Raw genomic sequence first — 22849 nt, forward strand, 5'->3', positions numbered from 1 at the left:
AATGGGATTCATTTCCCTTGCCGGGGCAGGCGGGAAAACCCGCCAAAAAATTTTCAACGCTGTGGTCATGGCGAACGTTGCGGGGGCGAATTCATTCGCGATGCAGGCCGCAGGCCAGCAGTCTGGAGCCTTCATTGGGGCAGCTGCGCTGCCCTTGGCGATTGAAATCGCCCCCACAGGTAAGGCGATGTTCAGGTCCTGGCCTGTACCGTCACCCACCAGCGGGTGCGGTAGCGCAGCTGCACCGGCAGGGTTTGCGGCAGCAAGGCCAGCAGCTTGTCGGTGTCGTCCAGGCGGAACACCCCGGACAGGCGCAGGTCGCCGATCTCCTCGGAGCAGGCCAGGCGGCCGTGGCGATAGCGCGAGACCTCGGCGAGGAAGTCCGCCAGGCGCATGTCGCGGCCGACGATCAGGCCGTCGACCCAGGCGCCGGCTTCCATGCCGAGCTGTCGCACGGGGTGGATGCCGTCGTGGCTCAGGTCGAAACTCTGCCCGGCCTGCACCAACTGGGTGGACAGGCCGCCGGCCGGTTTCAGGGCGACGCTGCCCTGCAGCACGCTGAGGCGCGAGGCGGATTTGCCCTGGCGCAGGACGAAGCGCGCGGCCTGGGCTTCCAGCTGGCCATGGCGGGTACGCACCCGCAGCGGGGCGGCCTGGATTGCACTGCTGACGAGGATTTCCCCACGGCACAGTTCGACCAGCCGCTGCTGCGAGTCGAAGCGGATATCCACCGCCGTGTCGGTGTTCAGCTGCAGCTGGCTGCCATCGGCCAGCGCCAGGCCCCGGCGTTCGCCGGTGGCGGTGGCGAGGTCGGCGGAAAGGCGCTCCCAGGGCGTGATGTCGCGGGTCAGCCAGAGCGCGCCGCCGGCCACGGCCATGCCGGACAGCAGCTTCAGTGCCTGGCGGCGCTGCAGCCCGGCGCGGGCGTTGTCCAGCACCAGACCGGCACCGGGCATGGCCTTCAGGCCGGTGCCCAGCTCGCGGTCGAGTTGCTGCACCCGCTGCCAGGCCAGTTCGTGGTCGCCGCTCTGGCCGCGCCAGTGCTCGCAGGCCTTGTGCAACTCGGTGTCGCCGCTGCCGCGCAGGCGCATCAGCCAGTGGATGGCCTGGCGCACCACCTGTTCGTCGGGGCCGGCGACCCGGCTCTGGCCGCTCATTCCTCGAACCGCAGCAGGTAGCAGTGGTACAGGGCGTCGGCCACGTAGCGTTCCACCGAACGCAGGGAGATGCCCAGGCGCGCGGCGACTTCCTTGTGGGTGAGGCCCTCGCACTGGGCAAGGAGGAAGGCGGTGCGCGCCTTGGGCTTGAGGCGGTCGAGCAGCAGCGCGATACGTTCCAGCAGCTCGAGGATCAGCTCGCGTTCCTCGGGGGAGGGCGCCTGGGCCTCGGGCAGGTGCGCCAGGGCTTCCAGGTAGGCGCGCTCCAGTTCCTCGCGCCGCCAGTGGTCGATCACCAGGCCGCGCGCCACGGTGCGCAGGAAGGCACGCGGGGTGTGCAGCTCGAAGCTGTCGCCCTTGCCCAGCAGGCGCAGGAAGGTGTCCTGGGCCAGGTCCGCGGCATCGGCGGCATTGCCCAGCCTGCTGCGCAGCCAGTTCTTCAGCCAGCCGTGGTGCTCGCTGTACAGCGCCTGGAGGGTGATGGGGGGAGAGGACATGAAGGGCACCGCAAGATGCGATAGCAAATGAAAATTAATCGCATTTTCATCGTGGCGCGGGGTATTTGCAACAGCGCCGTGTACGGTTGCCGATGGGTATCGCCGAGCGTTCAGCGATACCAGCGCGGCGTATACACCCAGTCCTCGCCATTGCCCCTGGGCACGCGACGGGTCAGGGACGAGCCGATGATCACCAGGGTGCGCATGTCCACTTGCTCGGGAGTCAGCTCGCCGAGGCTGGTGATGCTCAAGCGTTCTGCCGGGCGGCCGATGTCGCGGCCGAGCACCACCAGGGTTTCCGGGGCGCGATGGCGGCGGACGATTTCCAGCGCACGACCCAGCTGCCAGGGCCGTGATCTGGAGATGGGGTTGTAGAAGGCCATGGCCAGGTCGGCGGCGCCGGCATGGTCCAGGCGCTTCTCGATCACGTCCCAGGGCTTGAGGTTGTCCGACAGCGACAGCAGGCAGAAGTCGTGGCCCAGCGGGGCGCCGGCCTTGGCCGCTGTGGCCAGGGCGGCGGACACCCCGGGGAATACCTGGAGCTCCACCCGCAGCCACTCCGGATCGCGGGCGTCGTCCAGCGCTTCGAGCACGGCGGCGGCCATGGCGAACACGCCGGGATCGCCGGAGGACACCACCACCACGCGGCGGCCGCTGGCGGCCAGCTCGAAGGCGTGGCGTGCGCGCTGCAACTCTTCGCGGTTGTCGGTGCAGTGGGCCACCTGGTCGGGGCGCAGGGGCCCGGCCATGCGGATGTAGGTTTCGTAGCCGAGCAGGTCCTGGGCCTCGTCCAGGGCCTGGCGCGCGGCCGGCACCATGAACTCGGCCGCGCCGGGGCCGAGACCGATGACGGTCAGGCGCCCGCGCGGCTGGCCGATGGTCGCAGGCTCCAGGGGCGCATCGGCCAGGTGGATGGCGATGCCGTCGGCTTCCCGCAGCAGGGGCGGCAGGGCGGACTCATCGGCGCCGAAGCGCAGTGGCACGCCCAGTTCGGTGGCGGTCGCGGCGAGTTGCCCGTCGACCATGCGCTCCCGCGTTGCCAGCAGGCAGGCCAGGGACAGCGGCGCCAGACCGGCATCCGCCAGGGCCTGGCGGATGGCTTCGGCACTGGCTTTGCCGATGATGCGGGCGACGGCCGCGCGGGGGTGGATCAGCAGTTCGTCGCGCTGCGCCGGGCGCGCTTCGGCGGTGATGTGGATAACCCGCTGCGCCTCGTCGGCCAGGGGCAGGCTGACCGCTGCCAGCCAGGGAGCGTCGCCTTCCACGCGCACCGCCTCACCGCCCAGCAGGTCGGAAACGAAGCGCTTGCCCTGCTCGATATCGGCCAGGGCATAGCCCGCCGGCGGGTCCAGCAGGCAGGTGCCGAAACGCAGCTCGCCGCTGGTGGTGATGGCGGGTGCCACGTTCAGGGTCGCGGCGATTTCCCGCGCCATGCGGTTCACCCCACCCAGGCCACCGAGCAGCGGCACCACGGCGCTGCCGTCCTCGGCCAGCGCCAGCACAGGCGGCTCGGCACCCTTGCTGGCCAGCAGCGGCGCCAGGGCGCGGATGAGGATGCCCGCGGCGCACAGGCCGATGATCGGCGTGTCGCTGCGGTAGAGCTCGCGCAGGGTTTCGCCGAACTCGGCGTAGCACTCGTCGGCGCCTTCCACGCGGCCGGCCAGGCCGAGGACTCGCGCCTGTGGATAAAGCGCCTGCACCCGGCGCGCGGTGGCCAGGCCGCCGTTGCCGAGGAGGACGATGGCCGGGGCGTTAGGCTGTTCCATCAACCCCTCCACTTCTGGCCGGGGATGACGACCATCGAGAAGTAGGGCGAGGCCATGGGGTCCACCTCGTCCAGCGGCACGATGCGCTGGTTGGCCATGGTGGCGCGCTCGACGTAGTGGGCGCGGCCGGCGATGCCGAGCTCCTGGAGCACCCGGCGGACCTTGTCGAAGTTGCGCCCGAGCTTCATCACCACGGCGGCCTCGGCGTCGGCCAGGCGTGCCTTCAGCTCGTCTTCCGGCAGCACGCCGGAGAGCACCGAGAGACTCTGGTTGCGGTACACCAGGGGCACGCCGAGCACCGCCGCGCTGCCCAGCATGGAGCAGACGCCGGGCACCACTTCCACTTCGTAGCGCTCGGCCAGGCGGTCGTGCAAGTACATGTAGGAGCCGTAGAAGAAGGGGTCGCCCTCGCAGATCACCGCCACGTCGCGACCGGCTTCCAGGTGCTGGGCAACCTGCTCGGCGGCGGTGTCGTAGAAGTCGCTGATGACGGTTTCGTAGGACAGCGGCGGCTCCAGTTTCTCGGTGGTCACCGGGTAGACCAGGGGCATGCGCTGCTGGGTCTCGGTCAGGTGCTGCTCGATGATGCCGAAGGCATTGCCGCCCTGGCCCTGGCTGGCCTTCGCCTTGGCCACGAAGTAGCCCACTATCGGCGCCGACTGCAGCAGGCGCAGGGCCTTGAGGGTAATCAGTTCTGGATCGCCGGGGCCCACGCCCAGGCCGATCAGCCGTCCCTTGCCGTTGCTCATCACTCCACCTCCGTGGCCAGGGCGTTGACCGCCGCGGCGGCCATGGCGCTGCCGCCGCGCCGACCGCGCACGATCACGTAGGGCACGCCACGGCTGTCGGCGGCGAGCATGTCCTTGGACTCCGCCGCACCGACGAAGCCCACCGGGAAACCGAGGATCAGCGCCGGCTTCGGCGCGCCGGCGTCGAGCATCTCCAGCAGGTAGAAGAGCGCGGTGGGGGCGTTGCCGATCACCACCACACTGCCCTCCAGATGCTCGCGCCAGTGCTCCAGGGCCACTGCCGAGCGGGTGTTGGCAAGCGTGCGGGCCAGCTCCGGCACGCCGGGGTCGTTGAGGGTGCAGATGACCCGGTTGTCCGCCGGCAGGCGTGCGCGGGTGATGCCTTCGGCGACCATGCGCGCATCGCAGAGGATCGGCGCGCCGGCGGCGATGGCGGTGCGGCCGGCGGTGCCGGCGCCAGGGGAGAAGCGCAGGTCTTCGACCACATCGACCATGCCGCAGGCGTGGATCACCCGCACCGCGAGTTTTTCCAGGTCGGCGGGAATGCCGGCCAGGTCGGCCTCGGCGCGGATGATGGAGAAGGAGTTGCGATAGATCTCCTGACCATCGCGGATGTACTCGATCATGGGGTGGAACTCCAGGTGTCAGGAGAGGCGGCCAGGCGCTCGCCGGCCTCGATGATGCCGATATCGCGCGCCAGCAGCCGGCCGAAGCCGGCGCCGTCGCGCTGGTAGAGGTCATAGCGGCCGGGGGCGACGGCCAGCAGGGTGAAGGGCGCCACATGGGCGGCGGCGCAGGAACGCGGGCAACCGCTGAGGTGCACCACGGCGGCGTCTGGCAGCAGAGGTGCGAGGGCCTGGGCATCGGCCTTGGTATCGGCCAGGCCCTTGGTGCAACCGGCCGAACCGGTGCAGGCGATCAGCCGCGCCAGGGGCTCACGGGCATCGGTGGCGAGGCCGAGCTGGTTCATGGCCTGCAGTACGGCGTCGGTGTCGCGGGCGTTGGGCAGCAGCAGCGATTGCCAGGGTGTGAGGCGCAGGTTGCCGTCGCCGAAGGTGTCGGCGAGATCAGCGAGGGCGTCGAGTTGCGCGGCATCCAGCCGGCCCAGGGCCGGCGCGCCGCCGACATGGCGCTCGGCGACAACGCCCAGGTGGGCGAAGGCCTGCGGCGCGGGGCGCTGCCAATTGCCCGCCGGCAACAGGGGGCGATCCAGGCGCTGTTGCAGGCGCAACAGCAGGTCGCCTTCGGGGTGTTCGGCAAGCAGGTGGCGCATGCGCGTCTGCTCGGGTGTCGCCAGTTCGAGGAAGAGTTCCAGCAGGGCTTGCAGCAGCGCCGGCACCTGGGCGCGCGGCACGGCGGCCAGGGCGGGGGGCTGCTCGGGCGAGTGTGGCGGGCAGCCGGCCAGGCCGAAGGCGAACAGGGCGTCGTCGCCCCGACCCATGGCGGACAGCCAGATGTCGTGGGGATGTTCCAGCATCGCCACGGCCTCGCCGCCATCGAGCAGCAGGGCGAACTTGGGCGATAGGGCGTGGAAGTGCGCCTGGTCCTGCAGCAGGTCGAGGATGTGTTCGGCCAGCGGCGAGATATCCACAAGGGCGTCGGTGTCGAGGCCGGCCAGGGGGCTGACCATCAGGTTGCGCACATCGTCGGCGCCGGGGGAGCCGGCACCCAGGCCGGCCGCCAGCAAGGCGTCGATCAGTGCCTGTTCTGCGTCGGGGCGCACGCCACGGATCTGCAGGTTGGCGCGATTGGTGGCCTCGATCACCCCGCTGGCATGGGCGCTGGCTGCGGCGGCCACGGCGCGGGCCTGGGCCGCGCTCAGGCGGCCGCAGGGCAGCTTGATCCGGCAGATACCACCGTCCTGCGCCTGGACGATACGCAGCAACCCCGGGCAGGCCGAGGGGCGGACGGATCGCGGATTGGGCTGGGCGTGTTCCACTCAGGTCACCATGGTTGGCGTCGCGGCGACCCGATTCCCCGACTGTCAGGGACAACGTTGCACCGATACACCCCGCTCGATACGTACACACGCGACTGGTTTCATCGGCAGGTCTCCTGGCTGGCAGGTCATCATCCAGTGCGGCCTTCCCGAAAAATTCAGTGGCCTGGATTGCATGGACTCGCTGCTTACAGTTGCGGGGGCAGCCACGGCTCGACCGTGTTCCCTCTTAGGCCGGGGCTCGTCAGGTGAGCGCCAGCGACCGATGAAGGGCGCTATTATGCCCGCTTTGCCCAGACCTAGGAAAAGGCTGCCTGTCGGAAGCTGGATGGCCTTGGCGTTTTCAGAGATCGAGGACAGCAGATGCAGCCCTGGCTGACAGTGGTGGGAATTGGCGAAGACGGCTACGCGGGCCTCGGCAAGGCCGCGCGCCACGCCTTGCTGGGCGCCGTCGAGGTGCTCGGCGGAGCGCGCCAGCTCGACCTGTTGCCGCGCTGCATCGGTGCCCGGCGCAGCCCCTGGCCCAGCCCTTTCTCCCTGGCGCCGGTACTGGAAAAGCGCGGTACGCCGGTCTGCGTGCTGGCCAGCGGCGACCCCATGCTGTTCGGCGTTGGCGCGAGCCTGGCGCGGCAGGTGGCGGCGGAGGAAATGCGCGTGATCCCGGCGCCGTCTTCCTACTCCCTGGCTGCCGCGCGCCTCGGCTGGCCGTTGCAGGACGTGACCCTGCTCTCGGTGGTGGCCCGGCCCCTGGCCGCGCTCAATGCCCACTTGCACGACGGTGCGCGTCTGCTGGTGCTGAGCAATGACGGCACCAGTCCGGCGGCCATCGCTGCGCAGTTGGCCGAACATGGCTTCGGCCCCAGTCGGCTAACGGTGCTGGAGCACCTGGGCGGCGAGCGTGAGCGGCGCATCGAGGGCATCGCCAGCGACTGGAGCCTCGCCGAAGCCGCCGCGCTCAACCTGCTGGCCATCGAAGTCCGGCCCGCCGATGGCACCTGCCCGCTACCGACCACCAGCGGCCTACCTGATGAGGCCTATCGCCACGACGGCCAACTGACCAAGCGCGATGTCCGCGCCATCACCCTGGCGCGCCTGGCGCCACGTCCCGGCGAACTGCTGTGGGACGTGGGCGCCGGCTGCGGCTCCATTGGCATCGAGTGGATGCGCGCCCATCCCGGCTGCCGCGCCATCGCCGTGGAAGCCAACGAAGGACGCCAGGGCCATATCCGCCACAACCGTGACACCCTCGGCGTACCCGGCCTGCAATTGGTGGCCGGCCAGGCCCCGGCGGCGCTGGACGGGCTGCCCGCGCCGGACGCCATCTTCATCGGCGGCGGCGTTACCGAACCGGGCGTGCTGGACCGCTGCTGGGCAAGCCTCAAACCTGGCGGCCGCCTGGTGGCCAATGCCGTGACCCTGCAGAGCGAAGCCACCCTGGTGGCCTTCCGCGAACGCCAGGGCGGCGCGCTCACCCGCATCTCCATCGCCCAGGCCCAGCCACTGGGGGATTTCGATACCTGGCGCTCGGCGCTGCCGATTACGCTTCTGGACGTGACCAAGGATGCGTAGGTTGGCGCTGAGTGCAGCGAAGCCCAACGTCGAGGCCCGAGCTGTTGGGCCTCGTTCCTCGGCGCCAACCTACGTGGGACCCTGAGCAGCCATGCGTGACGAAACCCCCGAACAGCCCGCGCCGCTGCGCAGCGGCTACACCACCGGCAGTTGCGCCACCGCCACCAGCCTGGCGGCGGCGCGCCTGCTGCTGGGCGGGGTAACGGCCGACGCTGTGGAGATCGTCCTGCCCAAGGGGCAGCGGGTGCTGATGCGTCTGGAGTTCTGTCGGTTGATGGAGGGTGGCGCCGAGGCGGGCACCCTCAAGGACGCCGGCGACGACCCCGACGTGACCCACGGTGCGTTGATCTATGCCCAGGTCCGCCTGGCGCCGGAGCCCGGCGTGCGCTTCCATGCCGGCCCCGGTGTCGGCACCGTGACCAAGCCGGGCCTGACCCTGGCCGTGGGGGAGCCGGCGATCAACCCGGTGCCCCGGCAGATGATGACCGGGCACCTCCTGGACCTGGCTGCCGATCACGGCTATGCCGGCGGCTTCGAGGTGAGCATCTGCGTGCAGGGCGGCGAGGCGCTGGCGCTGAAGACCATGAACCCGCGCCTGGGCATCCTCGGTGGCCTGTCCATCCTGGGCACCACCGGCATCGTCCGGCCCTTCTCCTGTTCGGCCTATATCGCGTCGATCCATCAGGGCATCGATGTGGCCCGCGCCAACGGCTTCACCCACCTCGCGGCCTGCACCGGCAACGCCAGCGAGGATGCCATGCGCAATCGCTACCACCTGGACGACACCGCCCTGATCGAGATGGGCGACTTCGCCGGGGCCGTGCTCAAGCACCTGCGCAAGGCCCCTGTGGACAAGCTCAGCCTGTGCGGCGGCTTCGGCAAGATCAGCAAGCTCGCCGCCGGGCATATGGACCTGCACAGCCGCAGCTCCAGCATCGACCTGCCGCTGCTGGCGCAATGGGCCGCCGAACTGGGCGCCGGCCCAGAGCTGCAGGAAGCCATGCGCGGCGCCAACACCAGCCAGCTGGCACTGGCCATGGCCCATGACGCGGGCATCCCCCTGGGTGACGCGGTCTGCGCCCATGCCCTGGCCTTCGCCCGCAAGACGGTGCCGGCCAGCGTGAGGCTGGAGGTGTTCGCCATCGACCGCCAGGGCAATATCGTCGGCGAGGCCGTGGAACTTTGATGAAACGCATTCTCCTGCTGGGTGGTGTCAGCGAGGCGCTGGCCCTGGCCCGCCGTCTTGGCCCCGAGCATATCTACAGCCTCGCCGGCCTCGGCAAGGTGCCGGACGACCTCGCCTGCCAGGTTCGCGTTGGCGGCTACGGCGGCGCTGAAGGGCTGGCGGGTTTCATGACGGAGGAGGGTGTCGATCTGCTGCTGGATGCCACCCATCCCTATGCCGCGCAGATCAGCCACAACGCCGCCCGCGCCGCCGAACTGGCCGGCGTGCCCTGCTGGGCCCTGCGCCGTCCCGGCTGGCAGGCCGGCGCCGGTGACGACTGGCGCGAGGTGGCCGACTGGGCCGAGCTGATCGAAGCACTGAAGGACTTCCAACGGCCCTTCTTCACCCTCGGCCGCGAACCCCTGGAACACCTGCGGGAGATACCGGCGCAGCAGCACTGGACGGTGCGTTGCCTCACGGCCCAGCCGGCCGGCGAGCGCTTCGAGGTGATAGGTGCGCGCGGCCCCTTCAGCCTGGAGGGCGAGCGCGAGCTGTTCGCCCGCCTGGCCAGCGATGTGCTGATCAGCAAGAACAGCGGCAGCCAGTCCACCGAACCCAAGCTGCAGGTGGCCCGTGAGCTTGGGCTGCCGGTATTGATACTCCGGCGTCCCGAGTTGCCGCCGGTGCAGCGCGAATTCGATTCCGTCGAGGCCCTCTGGCAGGCCCTCGTCCCCCACCTGGAAGCCCCATGACTGCAATTCCCTACGCCCGCGTGCTGTTCGCCGGGCCGGACCTCGGCCGAGGTTCATTCGGCGAACTCTTCCGCCGCCAGTTGATCGCCCTGCGCGGTGAGGCGGCGCTAGCCGACATCGTCGATACCGGTGACGGCTACGACGCGCTCTGGCAGCGCGTGCAGGAGAGCCCGCGCCCGCTGCTGGTGATCGACCTCGAAGTGGAATCATCCACCCAGCATCTGGACTGGTTACGCAGTGAACTCGCCAGGCTGGGCGCGCCGGAAGGCCTCTTCGTCGCCAGCCCGCTGGGCCAGTTCGACAGCGACCCGGCCAGTGTCGCCTGCGCCCTGGCCGAGCGCCGGGAACTGCACCTGGATTGCCTTGAGGTTCCGGAGCTGCCGGAGCGCCATTCCTGGTCCTGCATTCCGCCCCACGCCCGCCGTCTGCTGCTGTGCAACGGCCCGCGCTGCACCCGCCGTGGCGCGCTGCCGCTGTGGAAGAAACTGCGGGAAACCCTCAAGGCCGCGGGCAAACTGGAATGCGAGGGCGGCGTGCACATCACCCGCACCCAATGCCAGTTCCCCTGCGATTCAGGGCCCACCGCCAGCCTCTACCCGGAAGGGGAGTGGTACCGCATTCGCGACGAGGCCGAAGTGCTGCGCTGGGTGCAGGAGCGGATAGTCGAAGAGCGGCAGGTGCCGGAGCTGTTGATGGAGCCGTAGCCTTTCCGTCCGGCAGGCGGCTTTGACTGATGCTATGGATGCGCATAGCGTATGCGCATCAGTCGTGAGGGAGGTCCGTCATGCACCCTGTTTACGATCCGCAGGCGCCGAAGAAGGCCGCCAACCTCAGTATCAACAGCGACCTGCTGAGCAAGGCGCGGGCTTTGGATATCAACCTCTCGGCAACCCTCGAACAGGCCCTGGCCGATGCGTTGAAAGCCAGGCAACGCGAACTTTGGCTGGAGGAGAACCGCACAGCCATGGCGGCGTACAACGAGAAGGTCGAAGCCGAGGGCGTGTTCAGCGATGACGTGAGGCGCTTCTGATGCCCCAGTTCGCCGTGCACCTCAACACCAACCCTGCCACCCGCACGCGCATTCCCTACCTGCTGGATATCCAGAGCGACCTGATCGCAGAGTTGGGTACCCGGGTGGTTGTGCCGCTCTATTCCGCTGATGTGATGAAGGGCAAGGTGCTCAAGACCTTGATGCCCGTGTTCGAGGTGGAGGGGAATGCCGTGGTGATGGTCACGCCGGAGATGGCTGGCGCACCCCGGCGGATTCTGGGGCAGCAGGTGGCCGACCTGGCCGATGCCCGCCATGAAGTCATCGCGGCGCTGGATCTGCTGATTACCGGAATCTAGTTCGCCGATTGTGGAAGAGCGTTAGCTGCTTGGCGTGGGCGGAACTGATGCTTCTTCACTTCGGTAAGAATTTCCTCGCAATTTGATTCCTATCCCCGAAGAGGTGGTTCATCGGCGCCCATTGGCGGGGCTTTCTTGGCCCTGGTGCTACGGCGCTGGGAGTGAGTTGGAGAGACGGGTTTCGCTTCACTCGCCGAACGCAGCTAGTGGTTGAGGCTATCCGTTGCGGATCAGGATGTTTGCTGGGCGTCCGCCGAGGGTACTTGCTGTTTGTTCATCTGATACAGAGCGAGTGCTGCGCATGCTGCAAAGAGCAGTGCCAGGACATTGATGGTGAACTCCAGGTCGGGTTCGCGACCAAAACCGAAGCTCAGTGAAACTGGCCCAATGAAGTTGAAGTGGGCGTCAGGAGTTCGAAACGCAATGCTTTGCAACAGGCACAGCAACGCCATGAAGAAGTAAGCCGTTGGGCGCCCTTTGATTCCCAAGTAGCCCAGCAGTAGCGAAGCGATACCCAAGAGGAGGAGGTAGGTCGCACTGGCTGGCGAAACGGCGATGCCAAGGATCGCAAACAAGGCCGGAGCCAATACCGACATTGTTCCTTGGATAAGAGAAAACAGGGAAACAACGATACCGACCGCTGGCGCCTTGCGCCGGAAAGAGATCTCTTCCATGAAGTGTTCCTGAAATCTGTTGCGAAGCTGTGTGATGGCAAAGGACCGCGTGGATGGTATTGATCTGATATCACGCTGTCGACGTCCATCCACGTGCCATCTGCCTCGGAACGTACTGATTCGCGTATGGGTCTGCGAAACCCATAGCTCTAAAGTTCGGCGATGACTCGGTACTCCGCCCCCAGTTCATCCGCCAGCTTGCGCGCCCGCCCCAGGCGCACCGGGCCGCCCTCGATATCCACCAGCAGCGTCGGGCAGCCCATCGGGTCCAGCGCCGGCCACTCCTTCAAACGCCCATCGGTGAGGATCAGCACCCGCTGCTCCTCCGCCGGCTTCTGCCGTTGCCGGCGCGTCAGCCACTGGGCGGATTGTTGCAGGGCCTCGATCAGCGGGGTGCCGCCACCGGCGCCTAGTTCGGCGAGCCAGTGGTGCAGGGCCGGGGAGGCCTTGCTGCCCTGCCACAGCCACTGCGGCTGGCGGCCGGTGGCGTGGAGCACGGCGAGGCGCGCACGCTGGCGGTAGGCGGTCTCGAAGACGCCGGCCAGCAGGCCTTTGGCCTGGGTTAGGGCGCCGTGGCGGCGGGTGGAGGCGGAGGCGTCCACCAGCACCAGCCAGAGTTCGTCGGGTTGCCGGCTGCGGGGCGCGCGGATCAGGTCCGCAGCCTGGCGCGGGCGCCCGCGCAATAGCGTCGGCAACCATTGGATGGCGCCGGCGTTTCCGCTGCGGCGCGCACCGCTGCGGCCATTGCCGAGGGCGCCGGGCCTGGACCCCGCACCCGCCCCTGTGACCGTGCGCGGGCGGATGCTCAGGGCTTTTTTGGCCAGCGCGGCAACTCGCGTCGTTCACCCATGGGCACGGTTTGCGCCGGTAGTTCGCCCCACTGGCCTTCGCCAGTGGACGGCTGGGACTGTGCGTTGGCGGACGGGGATTCCGGTGGCTGCGCGGCGGGCGGCGGGGTGTGGGTGCGGCGATGGGCGAGGGCGAAATGCTCGACGGCGTCGATGTCCTCGGCCTCGATGCGTTCGACGCCGCGCCAGGCGGCATGGGCGCGGGCGGCGCGCAGCCAGACCAGGTCGGCGCGCAGGCCGTCGACCCCGGCGGCGAAGCAGCGCTGGGCGATCTCGTCCAGGGCGGCATCGTCCAGGGGAATGGCCGGCAGCCGCGCGCGGGCGTCCTGGCAGCGTTGTGCCAGGGCCTGCTGCAGGTTGCTCCAGCGGGCGAGGAACGCCTGCGGGTCGGTATCGAAGGCCAGTCGACGGCGAACGATCTCGGCGCGCTCGGCCGGTTGCGGCTGGCCGCCCTGCAGGACCTTGAGGCCGAAGCGGTCCAGCAGTTGCGGGCGCAGTTCGCCCTCTTCGGGGTTCATGGTGCCGATCAGCACGAAGCGCGCCGGATGCTGGTGGGAGATGCCATCGCGCTCCACCTGGTTGATGCCGCTGGCGGCCACGTCCAGCAGCAGGTCCACCAGGTGGTCGGGGAGCAGGTTCACTTCGTCTACGTAGAGCACGCCGCCGTGGGCCTTGGCCAGCACGCCCGGGGAGAAGCGTGCGCGACCTTCGCCGAGGGCCGCGTCCAGGTCGAGGGTGCCGACGATGCGTTCCTCACTGGCGCCCAGCGGCAGGGTGACGAAACTGGCGTCTTCCAGCAGGTCGGCGACGCCACGGGCCAGGGTGGACTTGGCCATGCCACGGGGGCCTTCGATCAGTACGCCGCCGATGGCGGGGTCGATGGCGGCGAGGCAGAGCGCCAACTTCAGCTCGTCGGAAGCGACGACGGCGCTCAGTGGGAAATGGGGAAGCTCGGACATGGCTGGATCCTACGGACGCATGGCCCGCATGGTAGCGGAAGGGCGGTGTCGCCGATAGAAAACAGTGATTGAACGGCGCGCGGCGATGCAGTAGGTTAGCCAGCATTCGCTTTGGAGATCGTCATGCCGCACCTCGCTTCCACATCGCTCATCGCTCGCCCGGCTCAAGCCCAGGCGCGTGTGCGTGTGGCCGCTGCAGCCAGCTATTTCTATGGGTATTGGTTTAGCCAAGGGCTGACCTGATACCCATCAGGCGGCCCACTCCAGCAGGGTCGCCACCAAAGCTCCACGAAACCCCCGGTCGGCAACCCGACCGGGGGTTTTTGTTTTCCGGCCCACAAGGCCAACAACCGACAGACAGGATCGCACCATGATCAGCTACCGCACCTACCAGACCTATTACCGCAGCTCCGACTGGCGATTTAGCCGCTCTGCCAACGCCGCCATTCCCTTGCATCGAACACCCAGATAGCGCCGCGCGCGGATCGAGCCGCGCCGGCTGAGGACGCCAGTCATGAATTCCCTGCAATCCGTTCTGCCCACCGCCGTACAGCAACCGCTCCACGCCATCGCGCTGGAGGTTGCCCCATCTCGCCGCACCCAGCCACTGCCCACCCCCGCCGAACTGCGCCAGCGCCTGCCGCTGTCCCATGAGCTCGCCCGCCAGATCCGCGCCCAGCGCGAGGCCGTGCGTGCCGTGCTGGATGGCGAGGACGCGCGCCTGCTGGTGGTGGTCGGTCCCTGCTCCATCCACGATCCCGAGTCCGCCCTCGATTACGCCCGGCGCCTCGCCGCCCTGGCGCCCGAGGTGAGCGACCAGCTGCTGCTGGTGATGCGCGCCTATGTCGAAAAGCCGCGTACCACCGTGGGCTGGAAAGGCCTGGTTTACGACCCGCACCTGGATGGCAGCGGCGACATGGCCGAGGGCCTGGCGCTGAGCCGCCGGCTGATGCTGGAGATGGCCGAACTGGGCCTGCCGGTGGCCACCGAGCTGCTGCAGCCGCTGGTGGCCGGCTACCTGGACGACCTGTTGAGCTGGGCCGCCATCGGCGCGCGCACCAGCGAATCGCAGATCCACCGCGAGATGGTCAGCGGCCTGGACCTGCCGGTGGGCTTCAAGAACGGAACCGACGGCAGCCTCGGCATTGCCACCGACGCCATGCGCTCGGCCGCCCATGCCCACCAGCACTTCGGCATCGATGTGCAGGGTCGCCCGGCGCTGGTGGAGACCGCCGGCAACGCGGATACCCACCTGGTGCTGCGTGGCGGCCACCAGGGGCCGAACTTCGATGCGGCCAGTGTCCAGGCGGCTCGTGCCGGGCTGGAGAAACTGGGCATCGCGCCGCGCATCCTGGTGGATTGCAGCCACGCCAACAGTGGCAAGGACCCGCTGCGCCAGCCGGCGGTGCTGGAGGACGTGATCGCCCAGCGCCTGGCGGGACAGGATGCGTTGCGCGGGGTGATGCTCGAGAGCCACCTGTTCGACGGCGCCCAGTCGCTGTCCTGCGACCTGCGCTACGGCGTGTCGATCACCGATGGCTGCCTGGGCTGGGCTGGCACCGAGGCCATCCTGCGGGAGGCGGCGGCGCGGTTGCGGGGGTAGGCTCCTGTAGGTTGGGTAGAGCCTGCGAAACCCAACGCGCGGGCTCAACTCTGAAACGTTGGGCTTCGCTGCGCTCTGCGTCAACCTACTGCTCTTCGCTGTCGAGCAACAGGTTCTCGATGGCCTCGCGGTAGTCGCCGGGGTTTTCCCAGAGGCCGCGCTGCTGGGCTTCCAACAGGCGCTCGGCGATATCGCGCAGGGCCTCGGGGTTGTGCTGGCGGATGAACTCGCGGGTGTCGTGGTCCAGCAGGTAGGCATCGGCCAGCAGTTGGTACTGGTGGTCGTCCACCAGTTGGCTGGTGGCGTCGAAGGCGAACAGGTAGTCCACGGTGGCGGCCAGTTCGAAGGCGCCCTTGTAGCCGTGGCGCTTCATCCCGGCGATCCATTTGGGGTTGGCCGCCCGTGAGCGCACCACCCGCGCCAGTTCTTCCTTGAGCGAGCGGATACGCGGCAGGTCCGGCTGGCTGTGGTCGCCGTGGTAGCTGGCGACCCGCTCGCCGCGCAGGGTTTCGGCGGCGGCGAGCATGCCGCCCTGGAACTGGTAGTAGTCGTTGGAATCGAGAATGTCGTGCTCGCGGTTGTCCTGGTTCTGCAGCACCGCCTGCAGCCGTTGCAGGCGCTGGGCGAAGCGCTCCCGTGCCGGGGTGCCGTCGTTCTTCGCGCCGTAGGCGTAGCCACCCCAGTTGAGGTAGACCTCGGCCAGCTCGGCGCGGTCCTGCCACTGGCGTTCCTCGATGGCGCCCTGTACGCCGGCGCCATAAGCGCCAGGCTGGGCGCCGAACACCCGCCAACCGGCTTGCAGGCGCGCATCCTCGATGGCCAGGCCGTCCGCGGCCAGGCGCGCGCTTTCCTGTTTCACCCGTGCGGCCAGGGGGTTCATGTCGTCGGGTTCGTCCAGTTCGGCGACCGCTTGCACGGCGGCGTCGAACAGGCGGATGAGGTTGGCGAAGGCGTCGCGGAAGAAGCCCGACACCCGCAGGGTCACGTCCACCCGTGGGCGATCCAGCAGCGACAGCGGCAGGATCTCGAAGTCTTCCACCCGCTGGCTGCCGGCCTGCCACACCGGGCGCACGCCCATCAGTGCCAGGGCCTGGGCGATGTCGTCGCCGCCGGTGCGCATGGTGGCGGTGCCCCACACGGAAATGCCCAGCTGGCGCAGGTGGTCGCCCTGGTCCTGCAGGTGGCGTTCCAGCAGCAGGCTGGAGGACTGGAAGCCCAGGCGCCAGGCGGTGGGCGTGGGCAGGTTGCGCACGTCCACGGTGAAGAAGTTGCGCCCGGTGGGCAGTACGTCGAGGCGCCCTCGACTGGGTGCGCCGCTGGGGCCGGGGGGGACGAAGCGGCCGTCCAGCGCCGCCAGTACGCCGCCGATCTCGGACGCGCCGCAGGCGTCCAGGGTGGGCGCGATGACACGGCGCAGGCTGTGGATAACCCCATCGCTGGCGGGCCCGAGGGAGCCGAAGTCCAGGGTCTCGATCAGCCCCATGGCCAGCAGCTCGAGGCGCTCGCGGGTATCGCCATTGCTGCGCCAGGGTTCGTCGCTGATGGCTTCCAGCAGCATCGGGCGCGGGCCTTCCCAGGGCTCGGCCCAGGCCAGGTCCAGCGGGTCGGCGCCAAGGCCGAGGTCGCTGGCCAGGGCGCGCAGCAGGCTGGCGTTGGCGCCCTTGCCATCGCCACGGGGGATGCGTACCAGGGACAGCAGGGTGTCGTTGCGCAGGCGTCCGACCGGGGATTCGCCGAACACGTGCAGGCCGTCGCGGATCTGCGACTCCTTGAGGTCGCAGAGGTAGGCGTCCAGTTGTGGCAGCCAGCTGTCCGCGTCGTCATTGAGGCTGAGGTCGAGCTCGCGGTCGAGGGCGGTGGCTTTCACCAGCTCGAGGATTTCCCCGCGCAGTTGCACGGCGCGGCGCGGGTCCAGCAGGGAGGCGTCGTAATACTCGTCGGCCAGGCGCTCCAGGTCGCGCAGCGGGCCGTAGTTTTCCGCGCGGGTCAGCGGTGGCATCAGGTGGTCGATGATCACCGCCTGGGCGCGGCGCTTGGCCTGGGCGCCTTCGCCGGGGTCGTTGACGATGAAGGGGTAGATGTTCGGCAACGGGCCCATGACCGCATCCGGCCAGCACTCGGCGGACAGCCCCACGCCCTTGCCCGGCAGCCACTCCAGGTTGCCGTGCTTGCCCACGTGGATCAGCGCGTCGGCGGCGAACACCTCGCGCAGCCAGAAATAGAAGGCCAGGTAGCCATGGGGCGGCACCAGGTCGGCGTCGTGGTAGATGGCCGCCGGGTCCAGCTGGTAGCCCCGCGCCGGCTGGATGCCGACGAAGGCCAGGCCGAAACGCAGGCCGGCCACCATCATGCGACCGCCACGGAACATCGGGTCCTGCTGCGGTTCGCCCCAGCGCTCCGTCACCGCGCGCTGGTTGGCCTCGGGCAGGCGGGCGAAGCAGGCGAGGTAGTCGGCCAGCGCCAGGCTCTGGGCGCAGGGCCGCGCGTCCAGGCTGTCGAGGTCGTTGCTGACCCCGCCCAGCAGGCTGTGGATAAGTGCCGTGCCGCTGTCCGGCAGGCCGGCGACGGGATAACCCTCGGCTTCCAGGGCGCGGAGGATGTTCAGCGCGGCGGCCGGGGTGTCCAGGCCCACGCCGTTGCCGATGCGGCCGTCGCGGGTCGGGTAGTTGGCCAGGATCAGCGCCACGCGCTTGTCGGCGTTGGCCTTGCTCGCCAGCGCGCACCAGCGTCGCGCCAGCGCGGCGACGAAGTCCATGCGCTCGCGGTGCGGCAGGTAGCAGACCACGTCGCTCTGGCTGCGCTCGCTGCGCCAGGCCAGGCCCTTGAAGCTGATGGGGCGGGTGATGATGCGCCCATCCAGTTCCGGTAGGGCGATGTGTATGGCCAGGTCGCGCGGGCCCAGGCCTTGTGGGTTGGCTTCCCAGAGCGGCTGGTTGTCCAGGGAGCAGATGGCCTGCAGCACCGGGATATCGCGACGGAAGGGGCGCAGGGCGGGGGCCTCGGGGTTCGACTGGGCGAACCCCGTGGTGTTGATGATCAGCGCCGCGTCGGCGGCGTCCAGCCAGTCTTCCACCGCCACCAGGCAGGCGGCTTCCTTGAGGCTGGCGACGGCGATGGGCAGGGGATTGAGGCCCTGGGCGGCCAGGCGTGTGCAGAACTCGTCGATGAAGGCGGTGTTCGCCGCCTGCAGGTGGGTGCGGTAGAAGAGCAGGGCTGCCACGGGCCGATCGGGCTGCCATTCGGCCCGCCAGTGTTCCAGGCCAGCCGGGCGAATGCGCGGGTGGTACAGGGTGACCCGGGGCAGGGTCTGGGGCTCGCGCCAGGGGTAGTCGCGGCCCAGCCCCTGGCTGGCCAGGTAGTTGAACAATTGCCGGGCGTTGTCCATGCCGCCCTGGCGCAGGTACTGCCAGAGGCGCTCGGCCTGCTCGGCCGGGACATTGCACAGGCCGGCCAGCTCCGGGTCGGGGCGGTCGTCGCCGGGCACCAGGATCAGGGTCGCACCGCATTCGGCCAGGGCCACCAGTTGCTCGATGCCGTAGCGCCAATAGCCGACGCCGCCATGCACCGAAACGAGGATGACCTTGGCGTGCCGCAGCACCTCGTCGACGTAGAGGTCCACCGAGGCGTGGTTCTGCAGCTGCATGGGGTTGGCCAGGCGCAGGCTCGGGTAGTCCTCGGGCAGCTCGCGGGCGGCCTCGGCCAGCAAAGCCAGGTGGGAATCGCCGCTGCAGAGGATCACCAGCTCGGCGGGCGTCTGGGCCAGGTGGGCGATGCCGTCGTCGGGGACGAAGCCGCCGGGTTGGGTGCGTAGCAGGTGCATGGCGGGACCCTCTCCCCAACCCTCTCCCTGAAGGGAGAGGGGCCAGTTCGGTGCGTGCGGTCGTGGCTGGGTGGCTCCGTAGGATGGGTTGAGCGAAGCGATACCCATCGATATCGCATCGTGGGTATCGCAGGCTCAACCCACCCTACGGTCGTGGGTCAGGCCAGCGCCGTGCGCAGTTCGTTGGCGATGGCGGCCTGGTCCAGTTCCTGGCCGATCACCACCAGGCGGGTGCCACGGGTTTCGTCTTGCAGCCACTTGCGGTCGAAGTGCTTGTCGAAGCGCTTGCCCACGCCCTGGATCAGCAGGCGCATGGGCTTGCCGGGGATGGCGGCGAAGCCCTTGATGCGCAGGATGGCGTGGTGCTCCACCAGTTGGCCGAGGGCTTCGAGCAGGGCGCCTTCGGCCACTTCCGGCAGGTCGAGGTGGAAGGAGTCGAACTCGTCGTGGTCGTGGTCCTCGTGGCCTTCGTGGTCATGGTGGGTGGGGCGGCTGTCGATGTGCAGCTCGGCCTCGGCGTTCAGGCCCAGCAGGATGTCCAGCGGCAGCTTGCCGCTGCTGGCTTCGATGATCTTCACCGCCGGCGGCAGCTCCTCGGCCACCTCGGCGCGCACGGCGGCCAGGGCGTCGGCGTCGAGCAGGTCGGCCTTGTTCAGTACCACCAGGTCGGCGCTGGCCAGCTGGTCCTCGAACAGCTCGTGCAGGGGGGATTCGTGGTCGAGGTTCGGGTCCTGGCGGCGCTGTTCGTCCACCTGCTCGGGGTGGGCGGCGAAGGTGCCGGCGGCCACGGCCGGGCTGTCGACCACGGTGATCACCGCGTCGACGGTGCAGGCATTGCGGATTTCCGGCCACTGGAAGGCCTGCACCAGGGGCTTGGGCAGGGCCAGGCCGGAGGTCTCGATGAGGATCTGGTCGAGGTCGCCGCGACGGGCCACCAGCTCGCGCATCACCGGGAAGAACTCTTCCTGCACGGTGCAGCACAGGCAGCCGTTGGCCAGCTCGAAGACACGGCCCATGGCTTCTTCTTCGCTGCAGCCGATGCTGCATTGCTTGAGGATTTCGCCGTCGATGCCCAGCTCGCCGAACTCGTTGACGATCACCGCGATGCGGCGGCCCTGGGCGTTGTCCAGCATGTGGCGGAGCAGGGTGGTCTTACCGGCGCCGAGGAAGCCGGTGACGATGGTGACGGGGAGTTTGGCCAGGGTTTTCATGCGCGCCTCTGCGTGGTCGGTCGGCGGGCATGACGAACGCAGCGGGACTCGGCCCGCGCAACGGATTCGCCACCGGATCACCCCGCCCGGTTGTCTGGAATATCGTCGAGGCAGGTCTCCTGGCTCACAGCCTGGCGCGTTGCGCCGTCTCTCCGCCTTCCCGCCCGAGGGGCAGTGGCTGTGGATAAGACATCAGCTGTTCACAGTTGCGGGGGCAGCCGTGGTTTGGACCACGTTCCCTCTTAGCTCCGGCGCCTGGCCGGAGAACCTCGAAAGGGCGAAGGCTACGCAGCACCCGGGCGACGGTCAATCGCGGCAGTTGACGCTTGGTCGGTCTCATGGTGTCCTAGCGGGGTTTTTTCAGGTGCCCTGCGTCGTCGTACACAGGGTGAAACGGGAAGTCGGTGCGTCCATTTCGGACTAGTCCGACGCTGCCCCCGCAACGGTAAGCGAACGTAGGGTTAAGTAAGCCACTGTGCCAATCCGGCATGGGAAGGCATGCCCATCCAGCCCCAAGGCTGGCGTCGCAAGCCCGGAGACCGGCCTGATCACGTTTTGGCAACCCGCGGTGGGCGGGCGCAAGCCGGAAACCTGGGCGCCTCCGTGCCCGCTTCCCCGCGCGCGTCCTTCTGCCGGTATCACTAGCACTGCAGAGGGAACTTCAATGTCCAGCCGCACCCTGTCCCATTCCGCCGTATCCTCCCAGACCCTGTCCCAGCGCCTGGCACTGGCTATCGGCGCCGGCCTGATCGGCCTCGCCCTGGTGTACTTCGCCGGCTTCTCGCATATCGAGGCCGTGCACAACGCCGCCCACGACACCCGCCACAGCGCCGCTTTCCCCTGCCACTGAGTGATGACCCGATGATCAAGCGTATCGCCCAGACCGCCGGGTTCGCCGGCCTGATCGCCGCCCTGGTGCTGACCCTGCTGCAGAGCCTGTGGGTCACCCCGCTGATCCTCCAGGCGGAAACCTATGAAAGCGCCGAGCCGGTAGCGGCGGAGCAGGCCCATGACCACGCGCACGGCGGTGCAGCCGTCGCCCACAGCCATGAGCACAGCGACGAGGCCTGGGCCCCGGAAGATGGCTGGCAGCGCACCCTGTCCACCGGTGGCAGCAACCTGGTGGTGGCCGTGGGCTTCGCCCTCATCCTCGCCGGGCTGTTCAGCCTGCGCGGCCCGAGCCGCGCCTGGCAGGGCCTGCTCTGGGGCCTGGGCGGCTTCGCCACCTTCGCCCTGGCGCCGTCCCTCGGCCTGCCGCCGGAACTGCCGGGTACCGCCGCCGCCGACCTGGCCCAGCGCCAGGCCTGGTGGATCGGCACCGCCTCGGCCACCGCCGTGGGCCTGGCGCTGATCGCCTTCGGCCGTCACTGGGCGTTGCGCGTGGTCGGCCTGGCGCTGCTGGTGATTCCCCATGTGCTGGGCGCGCCGCAGCCTGAGGTGCATGCCAGCCTGGCGCCGCAAGCGCTGGAGCATGAGTTCATCGCCGCCTCCCTGATCACCAATGCGGCCTTCTGGGTCGTGCTGGGCTGGGCCGCCGCCTGGCTGTACCAGCGCAACGCTTCGACCGCTGTTTGAAACTGGTCGCCGGACTGGGCTGTCGCGCTGGCTGCCCGCCGGATGAACTGCAGCGCCTGCTGCTGCAGTGCCTTGCCGAGGCCGGCGCCAGCCTCGACGAGCTGGTCGCCCTGGCCAGCAGCGAGGCTAAGGCCGCGGAGCCGGGGCTGATGGCCCTGGCCGCGTGGCTCGGCCTGACGCTGTACGGCCTGCCTGTGGATAGCCTCGCTGCCCAGGCCGGGCGCCTGAGCCAGCCTTCCGCGCGGGTGCTGGCGCTCACCGGCAGCGCCGGAATCGCCGAAGCCGCCGCCCTGGCCCAGGCCGAAGCCCTGTTCGGCGGGCCTGTCCGCCTGCACATCGATAAACGCCGCAGTGCCAGCGCCACCTGCGCCCTGGCCTGCATTGCCCACGAGGCTGAACGGCCATGACGGTCTATTTCATCGGCGCCGGTCCCGGCGATCCGGAACTCATCACGGTGAAGGGCCAGCGCTTGATCCGTTCCTGCCCGGTGCTCCTCTATGCCGGTTCCCTGGTGCCCGAGGCCGTGCTGGCCGGGCACAGTGCGGAGCAGGTGGTGAACACCGCCGAGCTGGACCTGGCGCAAATAGTCGCCCTGCTGGCCGAGGCCGATGGGCGGGGCCAGGACGTGGCGCGGGTGCATTCCGGCGACCCGTCGCTGTATGGCGCCATTGGCGAGCAGATCCGCCACCTGCGCGCACTGGGGATTCCCTATGAGGTGGTACCCGGCGTGACCGCCACCGCCGCCTGCGCCGCGCTGCTGGGCTGCGAGCTGACCCTGCCTGAGGTGTCGCAGACCCTGATCCTCACTCGCTACGGCCACAAGAGCCCGATGCCAGAGGGCGAGGCCCTGGGCGACCTGGCCCGGCACCGCGCGACCATGGCCATCCACCTGGGCGTGAGCCAACTGGCGAAGATAGTCGAGGAGCTGCTGCCGCATTACGGCGCCGCCTGCCCCATCGCGGTGATCCACCGCGCCAGCTGGCCGGACCAGGAACAGGTCACCGGCACCCTGGGCGACATCCTGCCCAAGGTGGCGGCGCGGGATTTCCGCCGCACTGCGCTGATCCTGGTGGGCGAGGTACTGGCCGCCGAAGGCTTCGCCGACTCTTCCCTCTACCGCGCCGGGCATGCCCACCTCTATCGCCCCGGCAAGGCGCAACCGCCACATGGCTAGTGACGTACGCCGGTGAAACCCGCAGAATGCGGCTCTTATGCGGC

At 69.1% G+C, this 22849-nt stretch carries 22 protein-coding genes and 3 riboswitches; of the genes, 11 read left to right on the forward strand and 11 right to left on the reverse strand.

The window, feature by feature from the left end; all coding sequences use genetic code 11:
• Window positions 1–191: 191 nt before the first annotated feature.
• The 6 genes from PCA10_RS03215 to cobG form a co-directional block, all read right to left on the reverse strand.
• Complete coding sequence (locus PCA10_RS03215) at window positions 192–1157, reverse strand: FecR domain-containing protein (protein WP_016490573.1); 966 nt, start codon at window positions 1155–1157, stop codon at window positions 192–194.
• Window positions 1154–1654: a sigma-70 family RNA polymerase sigma factor gene (locus tag PCA10_RS03220; RefSeq protein ID WP_016490574.1), complete on the reverse strand. Its 501-nt coding sequence runs from the start codon at window positions 1652–1654 to the stop codon at window positions 1154–1156. Before PCA10_RS03220 ends, PCA10_RS03215 begins: the two co-directional genes overlap by 4 nt.
• 110 nt (window positions 1655–1764) lie before the next feature.
• Window positions 1765–3420 carry a precorrin-3B C(17)-methyltransferase gene (gene cobJ / locus PCA10_RS03225; protein ID WP_016490575.1) on the reverse strand — a complete coding sequence of 552 codons (1656 nt, stop codon included), beginning with the start codon at window positions 3418–3420 and terminating at the stop codon, window positions 1765–1767.
• Window positions 3420–4172 carry a precorrin-2 C(20)-methyltransferase gene (locus PCA10_RS03230; protein ID WP_144276937.1) on the reverse strand — a complete coding sequence of 251 codons (753 nt, stop codon included), beginning with the start codon at window positions 4170–4172 and terminating at the stop codon, window positions 3420–3422. Before PCA10_RS03230 ends, cobJ begins: the two co-directional genes overlap by 1 nt.
• Window positions 4169–4795, reverse strand: a complete 627-nt coding sequence (locus PCA10_RS03235; RefSeq protein ID WP_016490577.1) for a precorrin-8X methylmutase — start codon at window positions 4793–4795, stop codon at window positions 4169–4171. The genes PCA10_RS03230 and PCA10_RS03235 overlap by 4 nt, the downstream gene beginning before the upstream one ends.
• On the reverse strand, window positions 4792–6108 hold the full coding sequence (gene cobG, locus PCA10_RS03240) for a precorrin-3B synthase (RefSeq protein ID WP_016490578.1): 1317 nt from the start codon (window positions 6106–6108) through the stop codon (window positions 4792–4794). The genes PCA10_RS03235 and cobG overlap by 4 nt, the downstream gene beginning before the upstream one ends.
• A gap of 89 nt (window positions 6109–6197) precedes the next feature.
• A riboswitch (cobalamin riboswitch) is annotated at window positions 6198–6390 on the reverse strand.
• A gap of 81 nt (window positions 6391–6471) precedes the next feature.
• Between cobG and PCA10_RS03245 the strand changes: the two genes are divergently transcribed.
• The 6 genes from PCA10_RS03245 (at window position 6472) to PCA10_RS03270 (ending at window position 10941) form a co-directional block, all read left to right on the forward strand.
• A complete protein-coding gene (locus PCA10_RS03245) occupies window positions 6472–7677 on the forward strand; it encodes a bifunctional cobalt-precorrin-7 (C(5))-methyltransferase/cobalt-precorrin-6B (C(15))-methyltransferase (RefSeq protein ID WP_016490579.1) in 1206 nt (401 codons plus the stop codon).
• A 91-nt stretch (window positions 7678–7768) separates the two neighbouring features.
• Window positions 7769–8863, forward strand: a complete 1095-nt coding sequence (locus PCA10_RS03250; RefSeq protein WP_016490580.1) for a cobalt-precorrin-5B (C(1))-methyltransferase — start codon at window positions 7769–7771, stop codon at window positions 8861–8863.
• Complete coding sequence (locus PCA10_RS03255) at window positions 8863–9594, forward strand: cobalt-precorrin-6A reductase (RefSeq protein ID WP_016490581.1); 732 nt, start codon at window positions 8863–8865, stop codon at window positions 9592–9594. Before PCA10_RS03250 ends, PCA10_RS03255 begins: the two co-directional genes overlap by 1 nt.
• Complete coding sequence (locus tag PCA10_RS03260; protein WP_016490582.1) at window positions 9591–10298, forward strand: (2Fe-2S) ferredoxin domain-containing protein; 708 nt, start codon at window positions 9591–9593, stop codon at window positions 10296–10298. The genes PCA10_RS03255 and PCA10_RS03260 overlap by 4 nt, the downstream gene beginning before the upstream one ends.
• 80 nt (window positions 10299–10378) lie before the next feature.
• Complete coding sequence (locus PCA10_RS03265; protein WP_016490583.1) at window positions 10379–10624, forward strand: type II toxin-antitoxin system CcdA family antitoxin; 246 nt, start codon at window positions 10379–10381, stop codon at window positions 10622–10624.
• Window positions 10624–10941: a CcdB family protein gene (locus PCA10_RS03270; protein ID WP_016490584.1), complete on the forward strand. Its 318-nt coding sequence runs from the start codon at window positions 10624–10626 to the stop codon at window positions 10939–10941. The genes PCA10_RS03265 and PCA10_RS03270 overlap by 1 nt, the downstream gene beginning before the upstream one ends.
• Window positions 10942–11171: 230 nt before the next feature.
• Here PCA10_RS03270 and PCA10_RS03275 read toward each other — a convergent pair whose 3' ends face one another.
• From PCA10_RS03275 to PCA10_RS03285, 3 genes are all read right to left on the reverse strand, one after another.
• Window positions 11172–11615, reverse strand: coding sequence for a hypothetical protein (locus PCA10_RS03275; protein ID WP_016490585.1), 444 nt, complete (start codon window positions 11613–11615; stop codon window positions 11172–11174).
• Between the two features lie 149 nt (window positions 11616–11764).
• On the reverse strand, window positions 11765–12418 hold the full coding sequence (locus tag PCA10_RS03280) for a vWA domain-containing protein (protein ID WP_144276938.1): 654 nt from the start codon (window positions 12416–12418) through the stop codon (window positions 11765–11767).
• A 2-nt stretch (window positions 12419–12420) separates the two neighbouring features.
• Window positions 12421–13422, reverse strand: coding sequence for an ATP-binding protein (locus PCA10_RS03285; protein ID WP_016490587.1), 1002 nt, complete (start codon window positions 13420–13422; stop codon window positions 12421–12423).
• Window positions 13423–13936: 514 nt separating this feature from the next.
• Between PCA10_RS03285 and PCA10_RS03290 the strand changes: the two genes are divergently transcribed.
• On the forward strand, window positions 13937–15025 hold the full coding sequence (locus PCA10_RS03290) for a 3-deoxy-7-phosphoheptulonate synthase (RefSeq protein ID WP_016490588.1): 1089 nt from the start codon (window positions 13937–13939) through the stop codon (window positions 15023–15025).
• Between the two features lie 85 nt (window positions 15026–15110).
• On the opposite strand, the gene cobN is transcribed toward PCA10_RS03290, so the two are convergent.
• On the reverse strand, window positions 15111–18845 hold the full coding sequence (gene cobN, locus PCA10_RS03295; protein WP_016490589.1) for a cobaltochelatase subunit CobN: 3735 nt from the start codon (window positions 18843–18845) through the stop codon (window positions 15111–15113).
• A 158-nt stretch (window positions 18846–19003) separates the two neighbouring features.
• Window positions 19004–20056, reverse strand: coding sequence for a cobalamin biosynthesis protein CobW (gene cobW, locus PCA10_RS03300; RefSeq protein ID WP_016490590.1), 1053 nt, complete (start codon window positions 20054–20056; stop codon window positions 19004–19006).
• A 92-nt stretch (window positions 20057–20148) separates the two neighbouring features.
• Window positions 20149–20343, reverse strand: a riboswitch (cobalamin riboswitch).
• Between the two features lie 58 nt (window positions 20344–20401).
• Window positions 20402–20618, forward strand: a riboswitch (cobalamin riboswitch).
• Between the two features lie 102 nt (window positions 20619–20720).
• On the opposite strand from cobW, the gene PCA10_RS03305 reads away from it, so the two are divergent.
• From PCA10_RS03305 to cobM, 4 genes are read left to right on the forward strand one after another with little or no spacing between them, the layout of a single operon-like run.
• On the forward strand, window positions 20721–20906 hold the full coding sequence (locus tag PCA10_RS03305; protein ID WP_016490591.1) for a CbtB domain-containing protein: 186 nt from the start codon (window positions 20721–20723) through the stop codon (window positions 20904–20906).
• An 11-nt stretch (window positions 20907–20917) separates the two neighbouring features.
• The gene (locus PCA10_RS03310; RefSeq protein WP_016490592.1) at window positions 20918–21631 is read left to right on the forward strand and encodes a CbtA family protein; all 714 of its coding nucleotides are present in this window, start codon (window positions 20918–20920) and stop codon (window positions 21629–21631) included.
• Complete coding sequence (locus PCA10_RS03315; protein WP_016490593.1) at window positions 21628–22038, forward strand: cobalamin biosynthesis protein; 411 nt, start codon at window positions 21628–21630, stop codon at window positions 22036–22038. Before PCA10_RS03310 ends, PCA10_RS03315 begins: the two co-directional genes overlap by 4 nt.
• Window positions 22035–22805, forward strand: a complete 771-nt coding sequence (gene cobM, locus PCA10_RS03320; protein ID WP_016490594.1) for a precorrin-4 C(11)-methyltransferase — start codon at window positions 22035–22037, stop codon at window positions 22803–22805. Before PCA10_RS03315 ends, cobM begins: the two co-directional genes overlap by 4 nt.
• The last annotated feature ends 44 nt before the right edge of the window (window positions 22806–22849 follow it).

Origin of the sequence: Pseudomonas resinovorans NBRC 106553, from assembly GCF_000412695.1 — a bacterium.
Taxonomy (GTDB): domain Bacteria; phylum Pseudomonadota; class Gammaproteobacteria; order Pseudomonadales; family Pseudomonadaceae; genus Metapseudomonas; species Metapseudomonas resinovorans_A.